At 49.8% G+C, this 20412-nt stretch carries 15 protein-coding genes; 12 read left to right on the top strand and 3 right to left on the bottom strand.

Annotated features, from left to right (window positions below; all coding sequences use genetic code 11):
• Nucleotides 1-204: 204 nt before the first annotated feature.
• The 11 genes from QN379_RS08995 (at nucleotide 205) to rbsD (ending at nucleotide 15935) form a co-directional block, all read left to right on the top strand.
• On the top strand, nucleotides 205-981 hold the full coding sequence (locus QN379_RS08995; RefSeq protein ID WP_322235019.1) for a molecular chaperone: 777 nt from the start codon (nucleotides 205-207) through the stop codon (nucleotides 979-981).
• A 31-nt stretch (nucleotides 982-1012) separates the two neighbouring features.
• Complete coding sequence (locus tag QN379_RS09000; protein WP_323506501.1) at nucleotides 1013-3811, top strand: fimbria/pilus outer membrane usher protein; 2799 nt, start codon at nucleotides 1013-1015, stop codon at nucleotides 3809-3811.
• Between the two features lies 1 nt (nucleotide 3812).
• On the top strand, nucleotides 3813-4883 hold the full coding sequence (locus QN379_RS09005; protein WP_323506502.1) for a fimbrial protein: 1071 nt from the start codon (nucleotides 3813-3815) through the stop codon (nucleotides 4881-4883).
• 1044 nt (nucleotides 4884-5927) lie between these two features.
• The gene (locus QN379_RS09010; protein ID WP_323506503.1) at nucleotides 5928-6938 is read left to right on the top strand and encodes a hypothetical protein; all 1011 of its coding nucleotides are present in this window, start codon (nucleotides 5928-5930) and stop codon (nucleotides 6936-6938) included.
• A gap of 736 nt (nucleotides 6939-7674) precedes the next feature.
• Nucleotides 7675-9162 (top strand): SulP family inorganic anion transporter, encoded by a 1488-nt coding sequence (locus QN379_RS09015; RefSeq protein WP_323506504.1) that lies wholly within the window; start codon nucleotides 7675-7677, stop codon nucleotides 9160-9162.
• A gap of 219 nt (nucleotides 9163-9381) precedes the next feature.
• Nucleotides 9382-10359: a sugar ABC transporter substrate-binding protein gene (locus tag QN379_RS09020; protein ID WP_322235028.1), complete on the top strand. Its 978-nt coding sequence runs from the start codon at nucleotides 9382-9384 to the stop codon at nucleotides 10357-10359.
• A 190-nt stretch (nucleotides 10360-10549) separates the two neighbouring features.
• Nucleotides 10550-12166: a sugar ABC transporter ATP-binding protein gene (locus QN379_RS09025; protein ID WP_323506505.1), complete on the top strand. Its 1617-nt coding sequence runs from the start codon at nucleotides 10550-10552 to the stop codon at nucleotides 12164-12166.
• A gap of 61 nt (nucleotides 12167-12227) precedes the next feature.
• Nucleotides 12228-13190, top strand: coding sequence for an ABC transporter permease (locus QN379_RS09030; protein ID WP_323506506.1), 963 nt, complete (start codon nucleotides 12228-12230; stop codon nucleotides 13188-13190).
• A 147-nt stretch (nucleotides 13191-13337) separates the two neighbouring features.
• Nucleotides 13338-14369 carry a LacI family DNA-binding transcriptional regulator gene (locus QN379_RS09035; RefSeq protein ID WP_323506507.1) on the top strand — a complete coding sequence of 344 codons (1032 nt, stop codon included), beginning with the start codon at nucleotides 13338-13340 and terminating at the stop codon, nucleotides 14367-14369.
• A gap of 187 nt (nucleotides 14370-14556) precedes the next feature.
• Nucleotides 14557-15486 (top strand): ribokinase, encoded by a 930-nt coding sequence (gene rbsK / locus QN379_RS09040; protein WP_323506508.1) that lies wholly within the window; start codon nucleotides 14557-14559, stop codon nucleotides 15484-15486.
• A 56-nt stretch (nucleotides 15487-15542) separates the two neighbouring features.
• Nucleotides 15543-15935 carry a D-ribose pyranase gene (gene rbsD / locus QN379_RS09045; RefSeq protein ID WP_322235039.1) on the top strand — a complete coding sequence of 131 codons (393 nt, stop codon included), beginning with the start codon at nucleotides 15543-15545 and terminating at the stop codon, nucleotides 15933-15935.
• Between the two features lie 79 nt (nucleotides 15936-16014).
• Here the strand turns inward: rbsD and QN379_RS09050 are convergent, their stop codons facing one another.
• On the bottom strand, nucleotides 16015-16770 hold the full coding sequence (locus tag QN379_RS09050) for an ABC transporter substrate-binding protein (RefSeq protein ID WP_416186797.1): 756 nt from the start codon (nucleotides 16768-16770) through the stop codon (nucleotides 16015-16017).
• Between the two features lie 317 nt (nucleotides 16771-17087).
• On the opposite strand from QN379_RS09050, the gene QN379_RS09055 reads away from it, so the two are divergent.
• Complete coding sequence (locus QN379_RS09055; RefSeq protein ID WP_323506509.1) at nucleotides 17088-17306, top strand: DUF3717 domain-containing protein; 219 nt, start codon at nucleotides 17088-17090, stop codon at nucleotides 17304-17306.
• 71 nt (nucleotides 17307-17377) lie between these two features.
• On the opposite strand, the gene QN379_RS09060 is transcribed toward QN379_RS09055, so the two are convergent.
• Together QN379_RS09060 and QN379_RS09065 are read right to left on the bottom strand one after the other, a co-directional pair.
• Nucleotides 17378-18901, bottom strand: coding sequence for a B12-binding domain-containing radical SAM protein (locus QN379_RS09060; protein ID WP_322235042.1), 1524 nt, complete (start codon nucleotides 18899-18901; stop codon nucleotides 17378-17380).
• Nucleotides 18902-19111: 210 nt separating this feature from the next.
• Nucleotides 19112-19309 (bottom strand): hypothetical protein, encoded by a 198-nt coding sequence (locus QN379_RS09065; RefSeq protein WP_322235044.1) that lies wholly within the window; start codon nucleotides 19307-19309, stop codon nucleotides 19112-19114.
• Between the last annotated feature and the right edge of the window lie 1103 nt (nucleotides 19310-20412).

Here is a 20412-nt window from a genome sequence, read left to right on the forward strand (position 1 = left end):
AATTGGCAGGTAATTATGCCAGGGCGGTCGTTGGTAGTTTATGCCAAAGGCCGCGCATCAAGAAGCAGTTTAGCGCAATCCAATCAACGCATTTCTCGGTTCGCTTCCTGATTCATTTCTTTGCCATACCTCCGACGCAAATACGTCCGAAAGCCAGCTACAGCGCTGGTCGCCGTTTGAGGGGTATGCATACTAAGGATACTCATGTTTCAAAAACATTTTGCGCACACCTGCGTGGGCGCGTTGTTGTCCCTTGGATTTGCGTTGCAGGCCGCAGCCGGGGTCAGCGTAGGCGGAACTCGCGTAATCTATGATGCGACAAAACGTGAAGCGTCTGTTTCTATTCGTAATTTAGGCACTTCTCCGTATGTCGTGCAGACCTGGGTCGATGCTGGCAAGGAACGCGTTGCCGGTGATAAAACGCCGCTGGTCGTTACGCCGCCGCTATCCCGTCTGGATGCCGGTAAGGAAAATATTCTCCGCATTGTGCGCGGTGGCGGAGCATTGCCCGAGGATCGTGAATCGGTACTCTGGCTAAATGTAAAAGAAATTCCGACCAAAATAGAAGAAAAGAATGTGCTGCAAATTGCGTTGCGTACGCGCATCAAAATATTCTACAGGCCGGCCGCCATGCCAAGCTTCGAAGGTGGCTCGCTAGCGGCTCCGGCTGCGCTTCAGTGGGCTTTGGTGCCGGCCACCAACGGCGTCGGCAAGGCATTAAAAGTCAACAACCCGACACCCTATCACGTCACTTTTGCGTCGCTGACAGTACACGGCGCGACCAAACAGGAGATTGATCTCGATATGGTTCCGCCATCCGGTGAACGTATTTTTCCGTTGACAGTTGCGCAAGGCGACGTGCACGCCGATGCGACCGGACCATTGCAAATCACCTTTTCTACCATCAACGATTATGGTGCGCACTCTGATTCAAAAGACATCATGGTAAGTCTCGCCAATACGCAGGACAGGGCGGAGTAATGCAAAAGACTGGCAGAGTAGAGGAGCCGAAATGAGTGGGTCAAAAAATAAAGCCGGCGTGTTGATGGCAGCACATCTTGACCACATTTTGGTTGAAACGATGGAACCTGTTTTGGATTCCGTTCTGGATCAGAGTGCAGGACAATCTTCAGCCAACACTCTAGTTTCAAAGAAGCAGACGCGTCTGAATTTAAGCCGAAAATTGGAATCCATAGCGACGATAGCGGTCAGGCAATCTGCCGAAGCCATCTTCTTGCCACATACAACGCGACATCCAAAATGGCGACTGAACAAAATTCAGAGTGCTTTGGCGGCTATTGCACTGGTGATGGTGCCGCAATGGGCATGCGCGGCGGATACCGATTTGGAGTTTAATGCGTCCTTTTTAAGTATTAGCGGCAATCAGCCGACAGCCGATCTTTCAGTATTTTCCAAGCGCAATGTGGTGTTGCCCGGTATCTATTCTGTCGATATTTATATCAATGAAAATTTTAAAGAAAGACGCGATATTCGCTTTTCAAAAGACGATAACGGCAAGGAAGTAACAGCCTGCATCACGCGTAAAATGTTGAGTCGTTGGGGTGTGAACCTTGCCGCATTTCCCGCAATACCCGCCAAAGTTAAGACCGATGCCGCCAATACAATGGGGGCTAACGGCACAGCGTCTGCGGACAACGCAACTAATATTCCCGATGAACAATGTATTGATATTTCAACCCTTATTCCCGCCGCGAATGTGACCTATGATGCAGGGCAATTTCGACTTGATGTCAGCGTTCCGCAAGCAGCAATGCGACGGGTGGCGCGTGGCACGGTGAATCTAAAATTGTGGAATACGGGCATCACCGCGGGTTTGCTGGATTACCAGATTAATATGGGCCACTCCGATGGCGACTCGCGCAATACTGTCTTCGCAGGGCTGCGCAGCGGCGTCAATGTTGGCGACTGGCGCGCGCGTACTTTTTCTACTTTTAGCCCCAACCGCAATGGCCGTGGCGGCTGGCAAACGGTCAACGCTTACGGACAACGGGATATCACTTCGCTCAAGAGTCAACTGGTGGTGGGCGATGGCAGTTCGCCCGGCGATATTTTTGATGGCGTACAGTTCCGTGGCGTGCAGATGCAAACAGACGAGGCGATGTTGCCAAACAGCCAGCGCGGTTACGCACCCACTATTCGTGGCGTAGCACAAACTGCTGCCAAAGTAGCAGTGCGACAAAATGGCTACATCATATACACGACCTACGTTGCGCCGGGACCATTCGTCATCGACGATTTGTACTCCACTTCGGGCAGCGGCGATCTGGAAGTGACCATCACCGAAGCCGATGGCCGCGAGACCAAATTCATCCAGCCATTTGCAGCCTTGCCGGTCATGATGCGAGATGGTGCATGGCGTTATAGCGCGACTGCTGGTAAATATCGCAGCGGCTATTCCGGCAGCACGCCAGTCTTTGTGCAGGCCACAGTGACACGTGGTTTGCCGGCAGGTGTCACCGTGTATGGCGGCGCAAATATCTCGACTATTTACGGTTCTGTGTTGGTTGGTACGGGTATCAATTTACATAGCTTTGGGGCGTATTCGATTGATGTGGCGCACGCCCGCACACAAGCGAATGGCGGATCAGAATATCGGGGTAGCTCGATTCGGTTTCGCTATGCTAAATCCTTCGCGTCATCCGGGACCAATTTCTCCGTACTCGGTTATCGCTACTCAACGCGCGGCTATCGTACTTTTGCCGAGGCGGCACAATTGCAGGACATGGCACCCGGATACGCTTTGTATAACCAGCGCAGCCGCATGGAAGGTACCGTATCACAACGTATCGGCACCGATAGCGCAATGTACTTTACCGCTGGTCAGCAAAGTTACTGGGGACGACGGGCAAAAGACAACACTGTTCGCCTTAGTTATAACAGTCGTTTCAGACAAATTAATTATGGCGTTTACCTCGATTACAACACCTACGACGGCGGTCGTTCCAACAAACAGATTAGCGTCAGCCTGTCCATGCCACTAGGTGGAAAAGATGGTTACGTTGGTTACGGCGCATCACGCAATGATCAAGGCAATCTGGTCCAGAATGCAAGTTACACGGGGTCGGCGTTCGATGATAGTCGCCTGACTTATGGTGTCTACGCCGACAAGAGTACCGACGGTGGGATGTCGGGTAGTGGAACCATGACGTACTTGTCGCCAGTTGCGCGTTTCGACGCCAGCCGCAGCCAGGGTCGCGGCTACGGCCAGACCAGCATGTCGGTCACAGGTGGTGTTGTGGCACACGCTGATGGCGTGACGTTATCGCAGTCGTTGGGCGAGACCGTTGCCGTGGTCAACGTGCCGGGTGGAAAAGGGATCCCGATTGAAGGCTACGCCGGTATCGAAACCGATGCTGCCGGAAACGCAGTGATTCCCTATATCAGTCCCTACAACAAAAATCGAATCGCATTGCGGACCGAGGAGTTAGGTAACGATATTGAAATTGCCAACGCCGTGCAAGATGTTATTCCCCGGCGCGGCGCGGTGGTACTAGCCAGATTTGAGGCGCGAGTCGGTCATCGCGTGCTGTTCGAATTAACAGACGCAAACGGCAGATCCTTGCCGCTTGGCGCACGCGTTGAAGACGATGACGGACGCGAACTGGGCATTGTCGGGCCTGACGGGCAAGCGTATGTCACCGGCCTGGAAAACGAAGGCAGCCTGACCGTTAAATGGGGCAAAAAGCCCAACCAGCAATGTCAGGTTCCTTATGCCATCGACGGCAATGTGACGGAAAGCAGCGCCTTCAAAGAAATAACCGCGAAGTGCAACATTACGGAAGAAATTTAAGATGATCAAGCAAACAAAGTTGTTCGCCAAGACCGGTGAAGCGGCTCCCCCTGGGCGATTACGGGCGCAGATTGAAAAGATGATCTGTGCAGGTGTTTTGATGTGCGCGGCAAGTGGTAGTTGGGCTGTTTGTCATGTGGTGTCGGGATACGTGGCGAAGCAAGTCCAAATCGATGTTGGCAATATTATTATTCGAGACCAGCCGATAGGTAGCGTGCTGGCAGAAAAGTCGGTCAATATTCCCGTCATAGGAAAAAGCGAAATTATGGCTTATTGTCCGACAGGCGAAGGAAAGGCCTTACTAATTGGTGAAGTTGAACCCCACTTTCGTCCCAACTCGACTTACCCGAATGTATTTGATACGGATATTGACGGTATTGGCCTTCGGATGACGCGGGTAATGGCTATGGGGGAGGGGGCTGAATCGAAAGAGCATCTGTATCCTCATACGCTCATGGAAGAAGGTTTGCGACGTTTATATATTGGATCACAATTCAAAATTGAGGTCATCAAAACGGGGCCGATACCGTACGGGGGCGAGCTGAAAATGGGGCGCTTTACGAATTACTATACCGGTGGTGAGGGCCCAGGAAAGCCCATGATTACAACGACGTTGAGTGGTAGGGGGATTACTATTATTCCGGCCAGTTGCACGCTCGATCCGGGATCTAAAACGATTCAAGTGGATATGCCGAAAACCGCACTCACTGATTTTAAAGGTGCTGGCACAGCCGGTCCATCGAAGTCCTTTGATATCGTTCTAAATTGTTCGGATATAGGAAACGAAAATCAAGACACTTATATGCAATTTGACACCCCCAATGCTGTTAATGGCCTCGTGGGTGTGGCTGGATTAACGATTGAGCCGGGTGTGGCGCAAGGAATTGGCATTCAGTTATTGGACAACGCGGGCGCACCGATTGCATTTGCCACGCCGCAAAAAATGGGAGCGCATACAGGCGAAGCTGGTCAGCAGAGAGTCAGATTGCAAGCAGCCTATTTCCAAATCTCTAATAAGCCAACAGTTGGTGTGGCAAACGGTGCAGTCACTTTTACGTTGAGCTATAAATAGACTTGATGCGTATTGATTGTGGTTGAGGGCGCTTTACCTTTCATGGCTGTCCTTGCCATTATTCTTATAAAAATAATGGTAATAGGCATTGCGCTTCTATCAAAATTAACGATTTTTATTTTGATTAAATCGGCTGTCATAAAATAGCGTAACGGCTGTTAGCGGATCATAAGGAGAATCGATTGACGCCATTTTATCAAATCAGAGGATTGATTTTAGAGCGTACTTCGTGCCCCTCTCCCCCTACATGGCAGTTAAAAGTCTTCACGTTATTTTTTATTTTATGTTGTCTGTGTAAAGCGCATTTTCGGAGCGATATCGCTTTATTTCCTGCGTCACCGCAAGGTGTTTTTGGTCGATAAAACAGTCGCACTGTGGCGCACTATCCGCAGTTTTGGATCAACACAATTAATTTCTATCAGGTGATGTAAATCACGCGCGAAAAAGTTTGCCCATCTGCGCACAATCTACAATGTAGTAGTCAACATTCACATCGCATTTCTTCCTATATCTCGGCCAATGTTGGTGTTATTTTTAAATCTGTTTATTTCAAAATCTGTGAAGAATCGAGAAATATCTGATGGAAAATTCACTGCATAGACTCACTTATCTTGGTCAAATAGAGATTTATCTCGCTAAAAAAAAGAGTCTGCTGATATTAAATAAAAACTACTTACCAGATAATTTGTGCATGGGTGATTGCAACACCCTTAAGGATAAACACACAACATTCTGGGTGTTTATTCCTGAACTTAACGTGATTTTACATCCGGCATGCTGACCACTCTCACGGCGCCTTTTCTGGTTACAGATGCTATTTGCTATTTGTATTAACGCATCATCATTGGGCATCATGCAATCTTAGTTGATTGATTTCCATAAGTTGTTATGGGCCGTTAGTGATGTTGCTAATTAGCAGGCAAAAAATAGCAGAGAAAAAAATGGTGCGTTCTTTGAACTTATCACTTGAGCGTATCAGATATCTGCCGATTGTGAGATGTCGAAAACGGGTAAGAATCTTTTGCTAATTTTTGGAAAATAAATATGACTATGTTAAAACTGAAAACTTCTTCTTCACTGATCCTGGCTGCTATTGCTTTGACGGTTTCTGGTAGTGCGTTCAGTGTGCCCGCAAGCGACTTGGGCGGTAATCGATCGGAATCTGTTTTGGTCGCAGGTGGTACTATTTCTGGCAATTGGAACAGTGAGGGAATGCGCGTATCAACTTCACAACGTGGTGTTGCAATTGGTGTAAATACCTACGCAACTATTGACGCCACAGCAGTAAAGCCGGGCGCCACTTGGTACAAAGAGAATACATGGGCAACCGCAGTGGGTGCTGATGCCCGTGCATGGGGATATCGTAGTACAGCTATCGGTGTTAAAGCCGTTGCTGGTGATATCAATGGTAGTTCCGGTAATGTCCTGGAAAATACGACAGCAGTTGGTTATGGCAGTCAAGCCTCAGCCTCGTCAACCACTGCAATCGGTTCTAACACCAGTGTAAGACAAAGTGGCGGCGTAGCACTCGGTTCCGGTTCTGAACTGGATGCGTCACGCGACTTGACACCGCGAGAGGACAAAGATGTTTTTGTTGGTAAGAAAACAAAGCTTACTTTCGCAGTAGAAGATAGTCGTCAAGGTCCGGTATCGATTGGTTCGTATTACTACGGCCGTTCCGAAGGGCTTGGCGGTCACCGTCAAATCAAACGTGTTGCAGATGGTTCGGAAATGAGCGATGCGATTACCGTACGTCAATTGATCGAAGTTATCACGCCGTTTGACAATAGCATGGCTTCCATGGAAGAAAAACTAGATGCTTCGGCAGCTAAGTTCGACGAAGCAGCGGTTAAACTGGATGCCGCAGCAGCGCAATTAGTTGCCGCAGAAGCGAAGGTCGCTGCTTCAGAAGTCAAGGTTGTTGCCTCGGAAGCGAAGTTAGCAGAATCTGCAGCTAAGTTAGATGCGTCGCAAGCTAAATTTAAAATCATCGAAGATAGCCTTATTGCTCTCGAAAAACGTGTGAAAAACATTGAGGGTGGTCCTTCGAAATAAATAAAATACATTTTATTTATTTCTAATTTGTACGTAACGCGTACCAAGTTAGGACCTAGCCAGTAGGCAACAAAAATGGTTCCCGGCAAAATGCTGGGGACCATTTTTTTCGTTTCTCAAACGGTTTTTTCTACCGCGTATAAAGGTCTGCAAAAAATGCCGTACACGGGCAAATTTTCATGCGCTAAGCGTTCTGGCCATACGTAATATATTGATATTCAAAGATCGATTTTTACCCTTTCTGTTCCAATCTGAATTGCGCACGTACCATCCCACTGCACCCATGAACCTTGAATTCGCGATTAATAAAACACCCATGGTGTTGCCAGATGCGATTGTGGATGGGCGGCTAGGTCCAGATTCAATCAACTCTCTCTGAATGTTGTAAAATATCAACCTTTGTCGGCAAAAGCATACATTTTGTAGCCACCCTCTTGGTTCGTCCATCGCACCCATGTAGCTTTCAGAGAATCTCAAAACGGTTTTAAAGCGGCTTCCAGTGTGGAGGTTTAAGACCACGTGCGCGTGTCTGATGGCGGCATGGCAGCGCGTTGCGATCAAACCGTTTTTGTGTCAATCGGACTCAGCGTGTGGAAGTTGCGATGGCACAAAAACGTAGCCCACGGTTTCCGGTCAATATAACAAACGCGCATCGGCAAACATGAATTGGCCAATACAAATAAGCCAGGATGAGACATGCCGATGTTTCGCGTCACTAGTGCACAGATTGCGATAAATGAAAATTATTACCTTGCGAGAAGAGTGGTTCTCGGCGATGCAAAAAAATATGTTAGCTGGCCTCACATCCTCCTTCGCCTTAGTCCCTGAATGCATCGCCTTTGCGCTTGTAGCGCAAGTCAACCCGCTGATGGGGCTTTACGGTGCCGTGATCATCTGTACATTGACCGCTATATTTGGTGGTCGTCCGGGTATGATCTCCGGCGCTGCCGGGTCTATGGCCGTTGTCATCGTCGCGTTGGTGGTGCAACACGGCGTCGAGTATTTGTTGGCGACCGTGGTTCTCAGCGGTTTGTTGATGGTGTTATTTGGCGCATTGCGTCTTGGTAAATTGATCCGCATGGTCCCGCATCCGGTGATGCTTGGTTTCGTCAATGGCTTGGCGATCATCATCGCCATGGCGCAACTCGAACACTTTAAGCAGGCCACGGCTCAAGGTCCGCAATGGTTGCAGGGCACACCTCTTTTGGTGATGGTCGTTCTGGTCGGCTTGACCATGTTAATCGTCTATCTATTGCCGCGCCTGACCAAGGCCGTACCACCGGCGCTGGTGGCAATTGTGGGCATTGGATTATTGAGCCAACTGCTGCATTTGCCGACGCGTACTTTGGGGGACATGGCTCATATCGCGGGCGGCTTGCCCAGTCTGCACTTCCCCAGCGTGCCTTTTAGCATGGAGACACTGCGGATCATATTGCCCTATGCGGTACTGATGGCGATTGTTGGGCTGCTGGAGACCCTGCTCACTTTCAACCTCACTGACGACATCACTGAGACGCAGGGCCAGCCAAATCGCGAATGTCTGGCATTGGGTGCGGCGAATGTCGTATCAGGTTTGTTGGGCGGTATGGGCGGTTGCGCCATGATTGGTCAGACCATGATCAACCTAAGTTCTGGCGGTCGCTCGCGGCTTTCCGGCTTGACCAGCGGCATCATGATGTTGATGTTCATTTTGTTCTTGTCGCCTTTGATCGAACGCATTCCGCTGGCCGCATTGGTCGGGGTCATGTTCGTCGTGGCCCAGCAAACCTTCGCGTGGGGATCGTTAAGAGTATTGGGCAAAGTGCCGCGCCACGACGCCTTGGTGATCATCGCAGTCACCGTGATTACCGTGTTCACTGACCTTGCGACCGCCGTGCTGTGCGGCATCGTTATCGCCGCACTGAATTTTGCCTGGCAGCATGCTAGCGAGATGCGTGCTGATATCGTTGAAAATCAATCGGGTGAAAAAACGTACACACCCCACGGTACATTATTCTTTGCCTCAACCACGCATTTTCAGGGCCTGTTCGATCTACAAAACGATCCGGTCCACGTTATAGTTGATTGCCGGCAACTTCATCTGGCCGATCATTCCGCTATCGCTGCTGTGGAGGCATTGTTCGAGCGTTATCAAAAGGCTGGCAAACAATTGCGGGTGACCCATTTGTCGGACCGGAACCGGTTGTTGTTGCAACGTGCAGGTCTAGAGATCAGTATGGGCTAACTGTACAAATCGGCTTAATCCATGATCGAAAATCGCGATAGATCGGTCTTTCGCAGTCTTTCCTGTATTTAATAATGTTCCTTGCACCTTTTCAATCTGATGCTATTATTAAGACGCGCAAACGTTTGCGCGCGTGATTACAGCTGATTAGCCAAGCATCTCGCGATGCGCTACAGGCGATTCAAAAAAGATAATGATAAAGATAACAGGAGACTTTTAATGAAATTCAGACCCTTCCACACGTCCGCTCGCACGCGTTTGAAATTGATTGCGGCAACTATTCTAGTCTGCGCTTTACCTGCCATTAGTCTGCCCGCGATGGCGCAGACCAAACCAAAAGTCGCGTTGGTGATGAAGTCGCTCGCCAATGAGTTCTTTTTGAATATGGAAACAGGTGCTAAAGATAATCAAAAAGCTAACGCTTCAAAATATGATTTGATCGTCAACGGCATCAAGGACGAAACAGACACTTCCAACCAGATCAAGATCGTCGAGCAGATGATTATCGCCAAGGTCAACGGCATGGTGATCGCGCCCGCCGATTCGAAGGCGTTGGTTCCAGTGATTAAGAAAGCCATCGACGCTGGGATTATCGTGGTGAATATTGACAACAAACTGGATGATGGCGCGTTGAAAGAAAAAGGCATTGTTGTACCGTTCGTTGGTCCTGACAATCGCATGGGCGCTAAATTGGTCGGTGATTATCTCGGCAAACAAATTAAAAGCGGCGACAAGGTTGGCATCATAGAAGGTGTCTCGTCCACCTACAATGCGCAACAACGCACCGCAGGTTTTCAGGATGCGATGAAGGCGGTTGGCGCGAATGTGGTCAGCGTTCAGTCTGGTCAATGGGAGCTTGATCCCGGCAACAAAGTAGCCGCCGCGATGCTGAATGCCCATCCAGATATTAAGGCGCTGTTAGCTGGTAACGACAATATGGCATTAGGCGCAGTCGCTGCGGTTCGTGCAGCTGGCAAAACTGGCAAAGTGTTGGTCGTCGGCTATGACAATATCAATGCTATCAAGCCGATGTTAAAAGATGGTCGCGTGTTGGCCACAGTTGATCAGTTTGGTTCGCAACAGGCAGTGTTCGGTATTGATACTGTGTTGAAGGCGCTTGCCGCCAAGAAGACACAATCCGGGCTTTCTGGCGTAGTTGAAACCAAGGTGCAACTAGTGACCAAAGATACTAAATAAAGTCCAAAGGTGGATGATCACAAGTGTGATCATTTATCTATTTTGGGGCATTGCTCAGTACATATAAATAGTGCATAGCGGATAGGCAATCTTGTGCGATCGCCTATCCGCTTTTGTGTACTTTTTTATACCGTCCCACATCGCAATGTTGCCTGTTTTTGCAACCCACGCCACGTCTGGTGGAGGCCGTATGTCCGATACATCTCACGTTTTATCGCGTAAAAATAAGTCGCAAGTTGGTAACAGCAATGCTGCGATTGCTATTCCATTGCTATCGTTAAGCAACATCGGCAAGAGTTACGTAGAGCCGGTACTTGGCGGCGTTTCAATGGAGATTAGCGCTGGTCAGATTGTGGCACTGACGGGCGAAAATGGCGCTGGAAAAAGTACATTATCAAAAATAGTATGCGGCCTGATCTCTGCTACGCAAGGCAATATGTTACTAGATGGTCAGCCGTATCAGCCGACTTCACGTCAGGCCGCGGAGAAGCTCGGCATTCGGATGGTGTTGCAGGAATTAAACTTGATTCCCACGCTGAGCATCGCAGAAAATCTTTATTTAGAGAAGTTGCCGAGTCGCTTTGGCTGGATCGACAGACCGCGACTGGAAGCCATGGCGCGTACACAAATGGCGGCGGTAGGTCTGGCCGATATTGATCCGTGGACACACGTTGGCGATCTGGGCGTTGGTCATCAGCAAATGGTTGAAATTGCACGCAATCTGATTGACGAGTGTCGTTTGCTGGTGCTGGACGAGCCGACCGCCATGCTGACCGATCGTGAGGTCGAATTACTATTTCTGCAAATTGCCAGACTCAAAGCGGAAGGCGTGGCGATTGTCTATATCTCGCATCGTCTGGAGGAACTCAAGCGGGTGGCTGACCGGATTGCGGTGCTGCGCGACGGCGAACTGGTGTGTGATGCGGATATTCAAGGTTACACCGCCGACGATCTGGTGAAACTGATGGTCGGACGGTCCATCGATGCCGAGCGCGAGCATGGTACACGCACGTTTGGTGCACCGTTGTTGCGCGTACGTGATCTGGGGCGCGGCGGCGTGGTTCATCCGACTTCGTTTGATCTGCGCGCTGGTGAAATTCTTGGTATCGCTGGTTTGATTGGGTCGGGACGCACAGAATTGCTGCGATTGATTTTTGGTGCGGATCGCGCCGATCAGGGTGAAGTGCTCTTCGGCCAAAATACGGCCGCAACAAAAATACATTCTCCACAAATGGCGATTGCCGCTGGCCTTGCAATGATTACAGAAGATCGCAAAGGGCAAGGCCTATTGCTGTCTCAATCGATTGCGGCCAATACCACGCTCGCTAAATTAGGCAGTGTCAGCAACGCCGGATGGATCAATAGCGATACCGAAATGGCTGTGGCCGATGACTATATCGGACGTCTCAAGGTCCGCTGTCGTAGCGGCGCGCAAGCGGTCGGCGAACTATCCGGTGGCAATCAGCAGAAAGTGGTGATTGCTCGCTGGCTATATCGGGATTGCCCCATCATGTTATTTGACGAACCGACACGTGGAATCGATATTGGTGCCAAGTTTGAGATTTATCAGTTGCTTACCGAGCTGGCGAAGCAGGGAAAAGGACTGATTATCGTGTCGAGTGATTTGCGTGAATTGATGTTGATCAGTGACCGCATCGCTGTGATGAGTGCCGGACGCATGGTGGAAACGTTTAACCGCGGCGCATGGAGTCAGGATACGATTTTGCAGGCCGCTTTCAGCGGCTACGCCAAAGCGAAGGATGGCGGGGCAGCGACTGTAGCTAACGATGCTGCGCATGCCGCCTAGGTTAGGCGATTCTCCTTGCAAATAGTGATACGCTTTTTTTGAACCTTTTTAAGTGCCGAAGATGACAAAAACTTCTCTAAAAACCGCCATGTCTGGCATGTTGAATTATGTTGGGCTAATTGGCGCGTTGCTGGCAATGTGCGCACTATTTTCTGTTTTGAGTGAGAACTTCCTCACGATGGAAACCTTCAAAACGCTGTCCAACGACATCCCGACGTTGGTAGTGATGGCGGTCGGCATGACCTTTGTCCTGATTATTGGCGGTATCGATTTGTCAGTTGGATCGGTATTGGCGCTCGCCGCTTCGGTGCTATCGACAGCAATGGTGCAATGGGGATGGAGCTTGTTTCCGGCCTGTGTATTGGGCGTTTTGGCTGCCACTTTATGCGGTGCGGTAACCGGTTCAATCTCGGTCGGTTGGCGGATACCTTCTTTTATTGTGTCGTTAGGTGTTTTAGAAATCGCTCGCGGAATGGCGTATCAGGTCACCAATTCGCGCACTGTGTACATTGGCAGCGCCGTCGATTCGATCAGTTCACCGATTGCATTCGGTTTATCACCCGCATTTTTGGCCGCGCTGCTGATCGTTATCGCTGGTCAGTTAGTGCTCACTAAAACGGTGGTCGGGCGACACTGGATCGGCATCGGTACTAACGAAGAAGCGATGCGACTAGCCGGTATCAATCCACGACCAAGCAAGATCATGGTCTTTGCGTTGATGGGTTTGCTGGCGGGTGTGGGCGCGCTGTTTCAGGTTTCCCGACTGGAAGCGGCCGATCCTAATGGCGGCGTTGGGTTGGAATTGCAGGTGATTGCAGCGGTCGTGATTGGCGGTACCAGTTTGATGGGCGGTCGTGGTTCGGTAGTAAGTACGTTTATCGGCGTGCTGATTATTTCTGTGCTGGAAGCCGGATTGGCGCAAGTTGGCGTGAGCGAGCCGATGAAACGCATTATTACCGGAGTTGTGATTGTTGCTGCGGTAGTATTCGATGCATACCGTCGCCGTAATGAACGCGCTGCATAAGTTTGCAAATAAGTTTGCAAATAAGGTTCGAAATAAGGTTGCCAAAGTGCCCTGCGACAGCAGGCAAAACAACCGACCGAGGGTCTTACCAGTGGTTTAATTAAGGCGGTTTTTTTAGATAACGTATAGCGAACTAGTCAATCTCAGATGGCAACCATAAAAGAAGTCGCGCGGGCGGCGGGCGTGTCCTACACAACCGTATCGCATGTGTTGAATCGGACCCGACCTGTCAGCGATGGCGCGCGTGAAAGAGTGATCGCAGCAGCTGCGGCACTTGGTTACGTACCGAGTGCATTGGCACGGTCGCTGAAAATTAAGACTACCGGCACAATCGGCCTGATTATTCCCAACAATACCAATCCGTACTTTTCTGAGGTTGCACGGGGAATTGAAGATAGTTGTTATGCAGCCGGTTATAGCGTCATCTTGTGTAATTCGGATGATGATCCGGCCAAGCAACGTGATTATCTGAACATGCTGTTGAGCAAGCGTTGCGATGGTTTGATCGTGGCGATGCTGGGTTTGGCCGATGGCGAGTTGCTGCGCAAAATGAAGGTGCCTGCGGTACTGCTTGATCGGGCCAGGAAAGATTTAGCAGAGGATTTGGCGATCGATTTGGTCGCGGTCGACAATGTTGGCGGCGGCGCTCTCGCTGCGCAACATTTGTTGGCATTGGGACGTACGCGTATCGCCTGTATTGGTGGCCCAGAGGAAATTGCGGTATCACGCGAACGGATTGCCGGTCTACAGCAGACATTGACGCAAGCCAACATAGCCTTGTCTGAAGCGCTATGTGTTTATGGCGACTTTACGAGTGCTGGTGGCTATGTTGCGGCCTGTGCATTGTTAGATATTGAACCGTCGCAACGTCCCGATGCCATTTTTTGTTGTAACGATTTAATGGCAATTGGCGCATTGCGGGCCGCTGCCGAGCGCGATATCGCAGTACCGGAAGCGCTTGCAGTGATCGGTTTCGATGACATCAATCTGGCACAATTTGTCCATCCCACGTTGACGAGTGTTGCACAGAACACGCGCAGATTGGGTCAACTGACGGCCGAGTGTTTATTGGCACGGATTGCAAGGCCGGATATGGATTCGCAACAGCATACTATTGCGCCAGAATTACATATCAGAGGCTCGACGGTCACTGTGGTTGGTACCGGGAATAAAAAATAAAAAAATGACGATAACGATCGTGGCTATATTTTAAAATTTTCAGCAAAAAAACAACCCGAATGTCGGTTCTGGCAAGTATTGGATTTATATAGTCTGTCGTCTACATAAGTACAACCAGAAAAGTTCAGCGCCGCCAGGCGATTTTGTATAAGCCCTAATGGTAATAAAAGTAATAGGAAAGCAGCAAATGATTGTTGTCATCGGTAGCATTAATATGGATTTAGTGATGCGCGTGCAGCGTGTACCGCATCCTGGAGAAACATTGTCGGGTGGACAGTTTCAAACCATTCCCGGCGGCAAGGGCGCTAATCAGGCGATCGCTTGTGCGCGCCTGAGTCGTCAGTCTGGAACGGTCGCGATGGTTGCGTGTTTGGGTGAAGATGCCTTCGGTACAGAATTACGCGCAGCGTTAAGGCATGATGGGATTGACGATACCCACGTTCACAGCATCGCAGGAACGTCATCCGGCGTAGCAGTCATTTCGGTTGATGCCACAGGCCAAAACAGTATCATGCTGGCCGCGGGTGCGAACGATGCACTGAGCCCTGCGCACATTGATGCGGCGCATGGCTTGATCGCGCTGGCGAAGGTAGTCGTATTGCAGCTTGAGACGCCATTGGCGACCGTGCGTTATGCGATACAAATGGCGCATGCATTGGGCAAAATCGTTGTCCTCAATCCAGCTCCTGCGCAATCGCTACCAGTGGAGTTATTGCATCAACTGTCGTATCTGATTCCGAATGAAATCGAAGCCGCGATGTTAGCGGGGTACGCTACATCCAGTCTGGAAAGTGATTCAGAGATTGATGCTGTCATCGGCGAATTACGTAGTTTGGGTTGCACCAATGTGCTGGTAACGCTCGGCGCAAAGGGCGTACGCGCTGCCCTTGCGGACGGTACGCACCATTTCGCAGCGCAACCAACAACGGCGATTGATACGACTGCTGCCGGTGATACATTTATTGGTGGATTTGTGGCGGCGCTGGCTGATGGTGAAACTGAAGCCGATGCAATTAATTTTGGTCAACGCGCTGCGGCCCTAAGTGTGGCGCGGTTTGGTGCGCAGACCTCTATTCCTTACCGCCGCGAGCTGTTGCAGAATTCTGCATCGGTGTAGATATTTTTTGTTAGCAGAATCGATTCAACCGTTTTTATAAACATCCCAAAACCATCATGAAAAAAACACCATTACTGAATATTGCCCTGTCGCAGTTGATCGCCTCGCTTGGTCATGGTGACATGGTCGTGATTGGCGACGCTGGACTGCCAGTCCCATCCGGCGTTCCGCTAATTGATTTGGCGCTCACGCATGGGGTGCCCGGATTCATCGAAACCGTGAAGACAATATTGAGTGAAATGCAGGTGGAACATCACGTTGTAGGAGACGCGCTGGCGCATAAAAGTCCGCATTTGGCAGCCCAGCTTGAGAGTTTTGGTTTGCCCGATAAGCGCGTGTTATCGCATACAGAGTTCAAAAAACTGACGCAAGGTGCGCGTGCTATCGTCCGGACTGGTGAATGCACGCCATACGCCAATATCATTTTGGTGGCTGGCGTTGTATTTTGAATTAACCTACAGTCCTGGCGTGAGTGGTTCACAAGATGATCTGATCTGGCATTGGCAACTCAGTTAGAAACGCGTTAACTTAGTCCGCGATTGAGTAGGCAACTGGACCAGCAACCGACGCGCCTTTGATGCCGTGACGTTTGAGGGCAGCGGCGACGAATCCGCACGATTTCATTTGCTCGACGAAATCACTGAGAAATGTTGCCGCATCGGCATTGCGACTTTTTGGTAGACCCATCGCCTGTTGAATCACCATGAAACGCTGGTCGAGTAGACGCAGGCCACCAGCCCGCGCCGCATCGGATTCTAACTGTTGCTTGACTCCCGCGGCAACCTCCGCGCGCTCCTTCAAAAAAGTGTCGACCACGGTGGGTGACGACGGTGCGCGCACGATGGTCGCTTGCTTTAGTTCGCGGGTTAAATACAGATCATAAGCACTGCCTTTGCCTACGACTATGCGGTTCTGAGCGATATCGACTTGCGCGTTGGAGGTGATTGGCGAATCTTGCTTCACCAAATAAAAACCTTCAATCAGGACATACGCGGCAGTGAAGGCAATGTCGGCGCCACGCACCGGATCAATGGCAAAAAATCCGATGTCAGCTTGTTCGGCCGCGACCGCCTCGACCGACTTCCCGGCTGTGTCGAATACAATCAACTCTAGTTCTGCACCGAGTAATGCTGCGAATTCTCTGGCAAGATCGACTGAAACGCCTTGTGCGCCTTGTGCGTCATCCGCATGCGCCAGAATTGGATTGCCGAGGTTGATCGAAGCACGTAATTTTCCGGTAGGCGTAAAAGCGTCTCGGATTGCCGGTGTCAGCGCCAAGGTCATCGTTGTTCTCCTTCTGTAATGGGTGCGTTAATGCATTGACACATGTTGATCTGCGATTTTTGATGCACGGAAGATATTCCGCCGTTTCCGTGCGCACTGCATAAAGCCGATAATAGCACTTGGATTCAGGCCGATCCGCATTAGGCAACACTTTAGTAATTAACCCAATGTTATGTTGCAGCCAACGTCATTCTTGTCCAGATCGAGGATTAAATTTTAAAATGGGCAGTGTAAAATCGCCCTCGATGGAACATTTGGTAAGGGAATAAACGCTGTAAACTTGATAAATAGTTAAATTGCGCGAGTACAATACAGTTATGAATATTTCGCTACCGGAACTCGAAGAAGCCATTAATTATTGGCGTTTGCAACGCCCAGCGATTGGTGAGGAATGCGCGTTGTCACCCGAGGTCAACGCGTTGGCGACCGTCTATGCATTGATGATTTTCAATCAGATATCGACTGTTTCGCTGGATACGATCGACGGCATTGCGCAAAAGCTGATCGCAGCCTGGCGAAATCAGCGAGCGGCTTGAGCTATTTTTACCGCCGTCGCCAACTTTAACCAAGACTACGCGTTGACCTCATTAGAGCGAACTTAGCCTCATTAAGCCGTCAAATGTCGCGCTTGCCGCTGCGGTGCAACTGTTGGTGCATGCTCTTTGGCGATGCTCGGCTTTGGCGTATTGGGTAGTTTTGGCGGTTGACCGGCGTAATCCGTACTGAGTACCGCGTTCACCGTCGCGTCACTCAAGCCTTGCAAGCGCAACCATTGGCCGACTAATCCCGCCAATCGGTCCATCGCGATCCGATGTGTCGCATCGGTTTTTCCATACAGCCAATCCGAAAACGCCATAAAACTAAAGAATGGCGTATCGCCGAGAATGATCGGCAGCGTGTGGGAAAAACGTCCAGAATTGGCCACCAGATCCCAATAACGTGAAAACCGGACTAGTCGCTGCATGGTGGCAAAGTCGATCAGGTTGGTGGCGAGAATGGTGTACGGCGGATGTGGATCAAAGACCAGTCCGAAAGTCTGGGTATGGCGAATGATGGGCGTGCCGCGCAAACGTTTTAAGATGCCGAACTGGATTTCGTGCGGTTCCAGCGCCACCAGTTTGTCGAAGCCCTGTGCAAAACTGTCGACATCTTCGCCGGGCAGACCTGCGATCAAATCGACGTGTAAATGGGCGTGTGATTCAGTAATCAGCCAGCGGATATTGTCGGCAGCTTTCTGGTTATTTTGTTTGCGGCTGACCAGCGCCTGGACTTCCGGATTAAAGCTTTGGATACCGATTTCAAATTGCAGTGCACCGGCGGGAAATTTGGTAATTGCCTCTTTCAACGCATCCGGCAAATGATCGGGGACTAATTCAAAATGAGCGAACACCGGATCATCTGGATTTGCAGCTAGTTTATCGAGAAAAAATTGCAGAATCTTGAGACTGGTTTTGACATTGAGATTAAAAGTACGGTCGACGAATTTGAACAAGCGCGCACCACGCGCATGCAGTGATTCCAGCTCGGCCAGAAAATTGTCGAGCGCGAATGGCCACGCGGTTTTATCCAGTGCCGATAAGCAAAATTCACACTTGAACGGGCAGCCGCGCGAGGCTTCGACATACAGGGTGCGGTGGGCGATGTCATGGTCACTGTAAAGTGAATACGGCAGGGCGATATCTTCCATCGGCGGCTGTTTGCCGATATGCGTTTTCATCAGCGGTTTGGGGCCGTTAATGATTTGCTGACAAAGGTCGGGGAAGGTGATGTCGCCCCATCCGGTGACCAGGTAATCAGCCAGTTTGACGATCTGTTGCTGTTCTGACTCATAAGATACTTCCGGGCCGCCAAGTACGATCACGATCTCGGGAGCGACACATTTCAGCATCGCTACTACCTTGGTGCACTCTTCGATGTTCCAGATGTAGACGCCAAATCCGATAATGGTGGTGCTGCCATCGGTGGCCTTGTGGGCTATCAGTTTTTCGACGATGTCAGTGGTTTTTGCACCGATGACGAATTCGTGGAGATGGGTTTGCTCACGCAGTGCGCCCATATTGGCTTGCAGGTAACGTAAGCCGAGCGAGGCGTGGGAGTAACGCGCGTTTAAAGTGGACAACAGGATGGTCATAATGGGCTTGGCAGACGCGCAATAAGCTAATTGATGCACGATTTTACGCGTCTTAGGACCGCATAGTGTTTTGTCGTGTTAATACGGGCAATGGAATTGATGTGTAGAGAATGACCGGCATGGACTTTCGCCCTGATTTATCCCAGATGTAAGGGTGATGGGGACGTTTTGCTAACGGCGGGCGCCGTTAGCTGATGTTACCAAGTTGACTTAACTTCTGGGCTGTTGACGATGCCTTGCCCGGAGTTCGTGGGCGCTCATGAGCGTTCCCTTCAAATCGAAAACTGCCGCGGCCGCTTCTTGGTTTAAATTGTTAAAAGCACCATGTAAAGTATCCAATAGAACCTCTGGTCCAGCAAAAGCATTCAGCGCAGAGATTTCCAGTTCGATCAAATTATCATGTTTCATGGGTTTTACCTCAGGGATGGTACATGCAGTGTTTCGGTGAAAGAGGCTTTAAGACGTATTCACTCCGCGCACGATGCGCATAGTTTCCTTTCTTTAATGCGTATGCAAAATCCCTGTTCCAACACAAACCCCATCCGGCCCGGCGCCAGGTTGGATGGGTTAGGTACAAATGCGAGAGTGGGTTTATCTGTCTTGCTCATCCCATACGGGAATACCGGGGTTCACAAAAAGTTGGGTGAATTATTTAAACTTACGGACGGAAAGCCGGGTACAGTAGTTCCAAGGGTGCTGTCTATGATGCTGTCAGCTTCGGAAATTCCAGCGTGGACAAGCAAGCCCGTACCCTGCACGACCGAGGGAATAATAGCTCCCCCAGAGACAGTATCCAGTTCCCAGACTTGCAGTGCGATTAGATTGCCATTCTTCATGATATTCACCTTTTAGGTGGTTAAAAAACTGTTGTCGATAAACGCTTTGTCACTGATCGTCAATACGGTCACTGCCTGCTGCTTCCTCCAGGTTCGCAAGGGCGGAAGGAAATCTATTCCAGCTTAAAAAACAAATGATGTTTTTTAGTGTGACAGTTTGCATACCGGAGATTTTTTCTCGATGTCGATTTGTGGATCGGTCAGCATGTTCTGGCGTGCAAATCATGTGAAGTGATGCGAGGTAATCACCTGTGATAAATAACAGGTTTCTCTTGCCGCTCAACATGATCGGGATGCGTTTATTTTGTCGGTGATACCAGCAAAGTTTAAGTCTACGGCAGGAACAATAGATTTAGGATAGAACAAAAAAATATTTCCACAAGGAAAATTATTTGCTTTAGATAGAATTATTTTGGTGACTCGATCAGTTGCAAATTCGGGATAAGTATTTCGAGGTTATTGACAGATTTTCTCGGCATATACAGACCCTGTTTCAGGGTCTGTATATGCCCATCAATTTCTTGGAATGCCATAAAATATTATTTCCATTGAGAAATTTTACGAGTTAATATTCAGTGTCGGTTGGCAACCTAAGCGTCAAAAAATTTCTCCGAATATTTGCGGAATCAACCGTTTTCATGCGAGGCTAAAACGCGCCACGGCGCAGCATTCCTT

Origin of the sequence: Glaciimonas sp. Gout2 (assembly GCF_035018905.1) — a bacterium.
Classification (GTDB): Bacteria; Pseudomonadota; Gammaproteobacteria; order Burkholderiales; family Burkholderiaceae_D; genus Glaciimonas.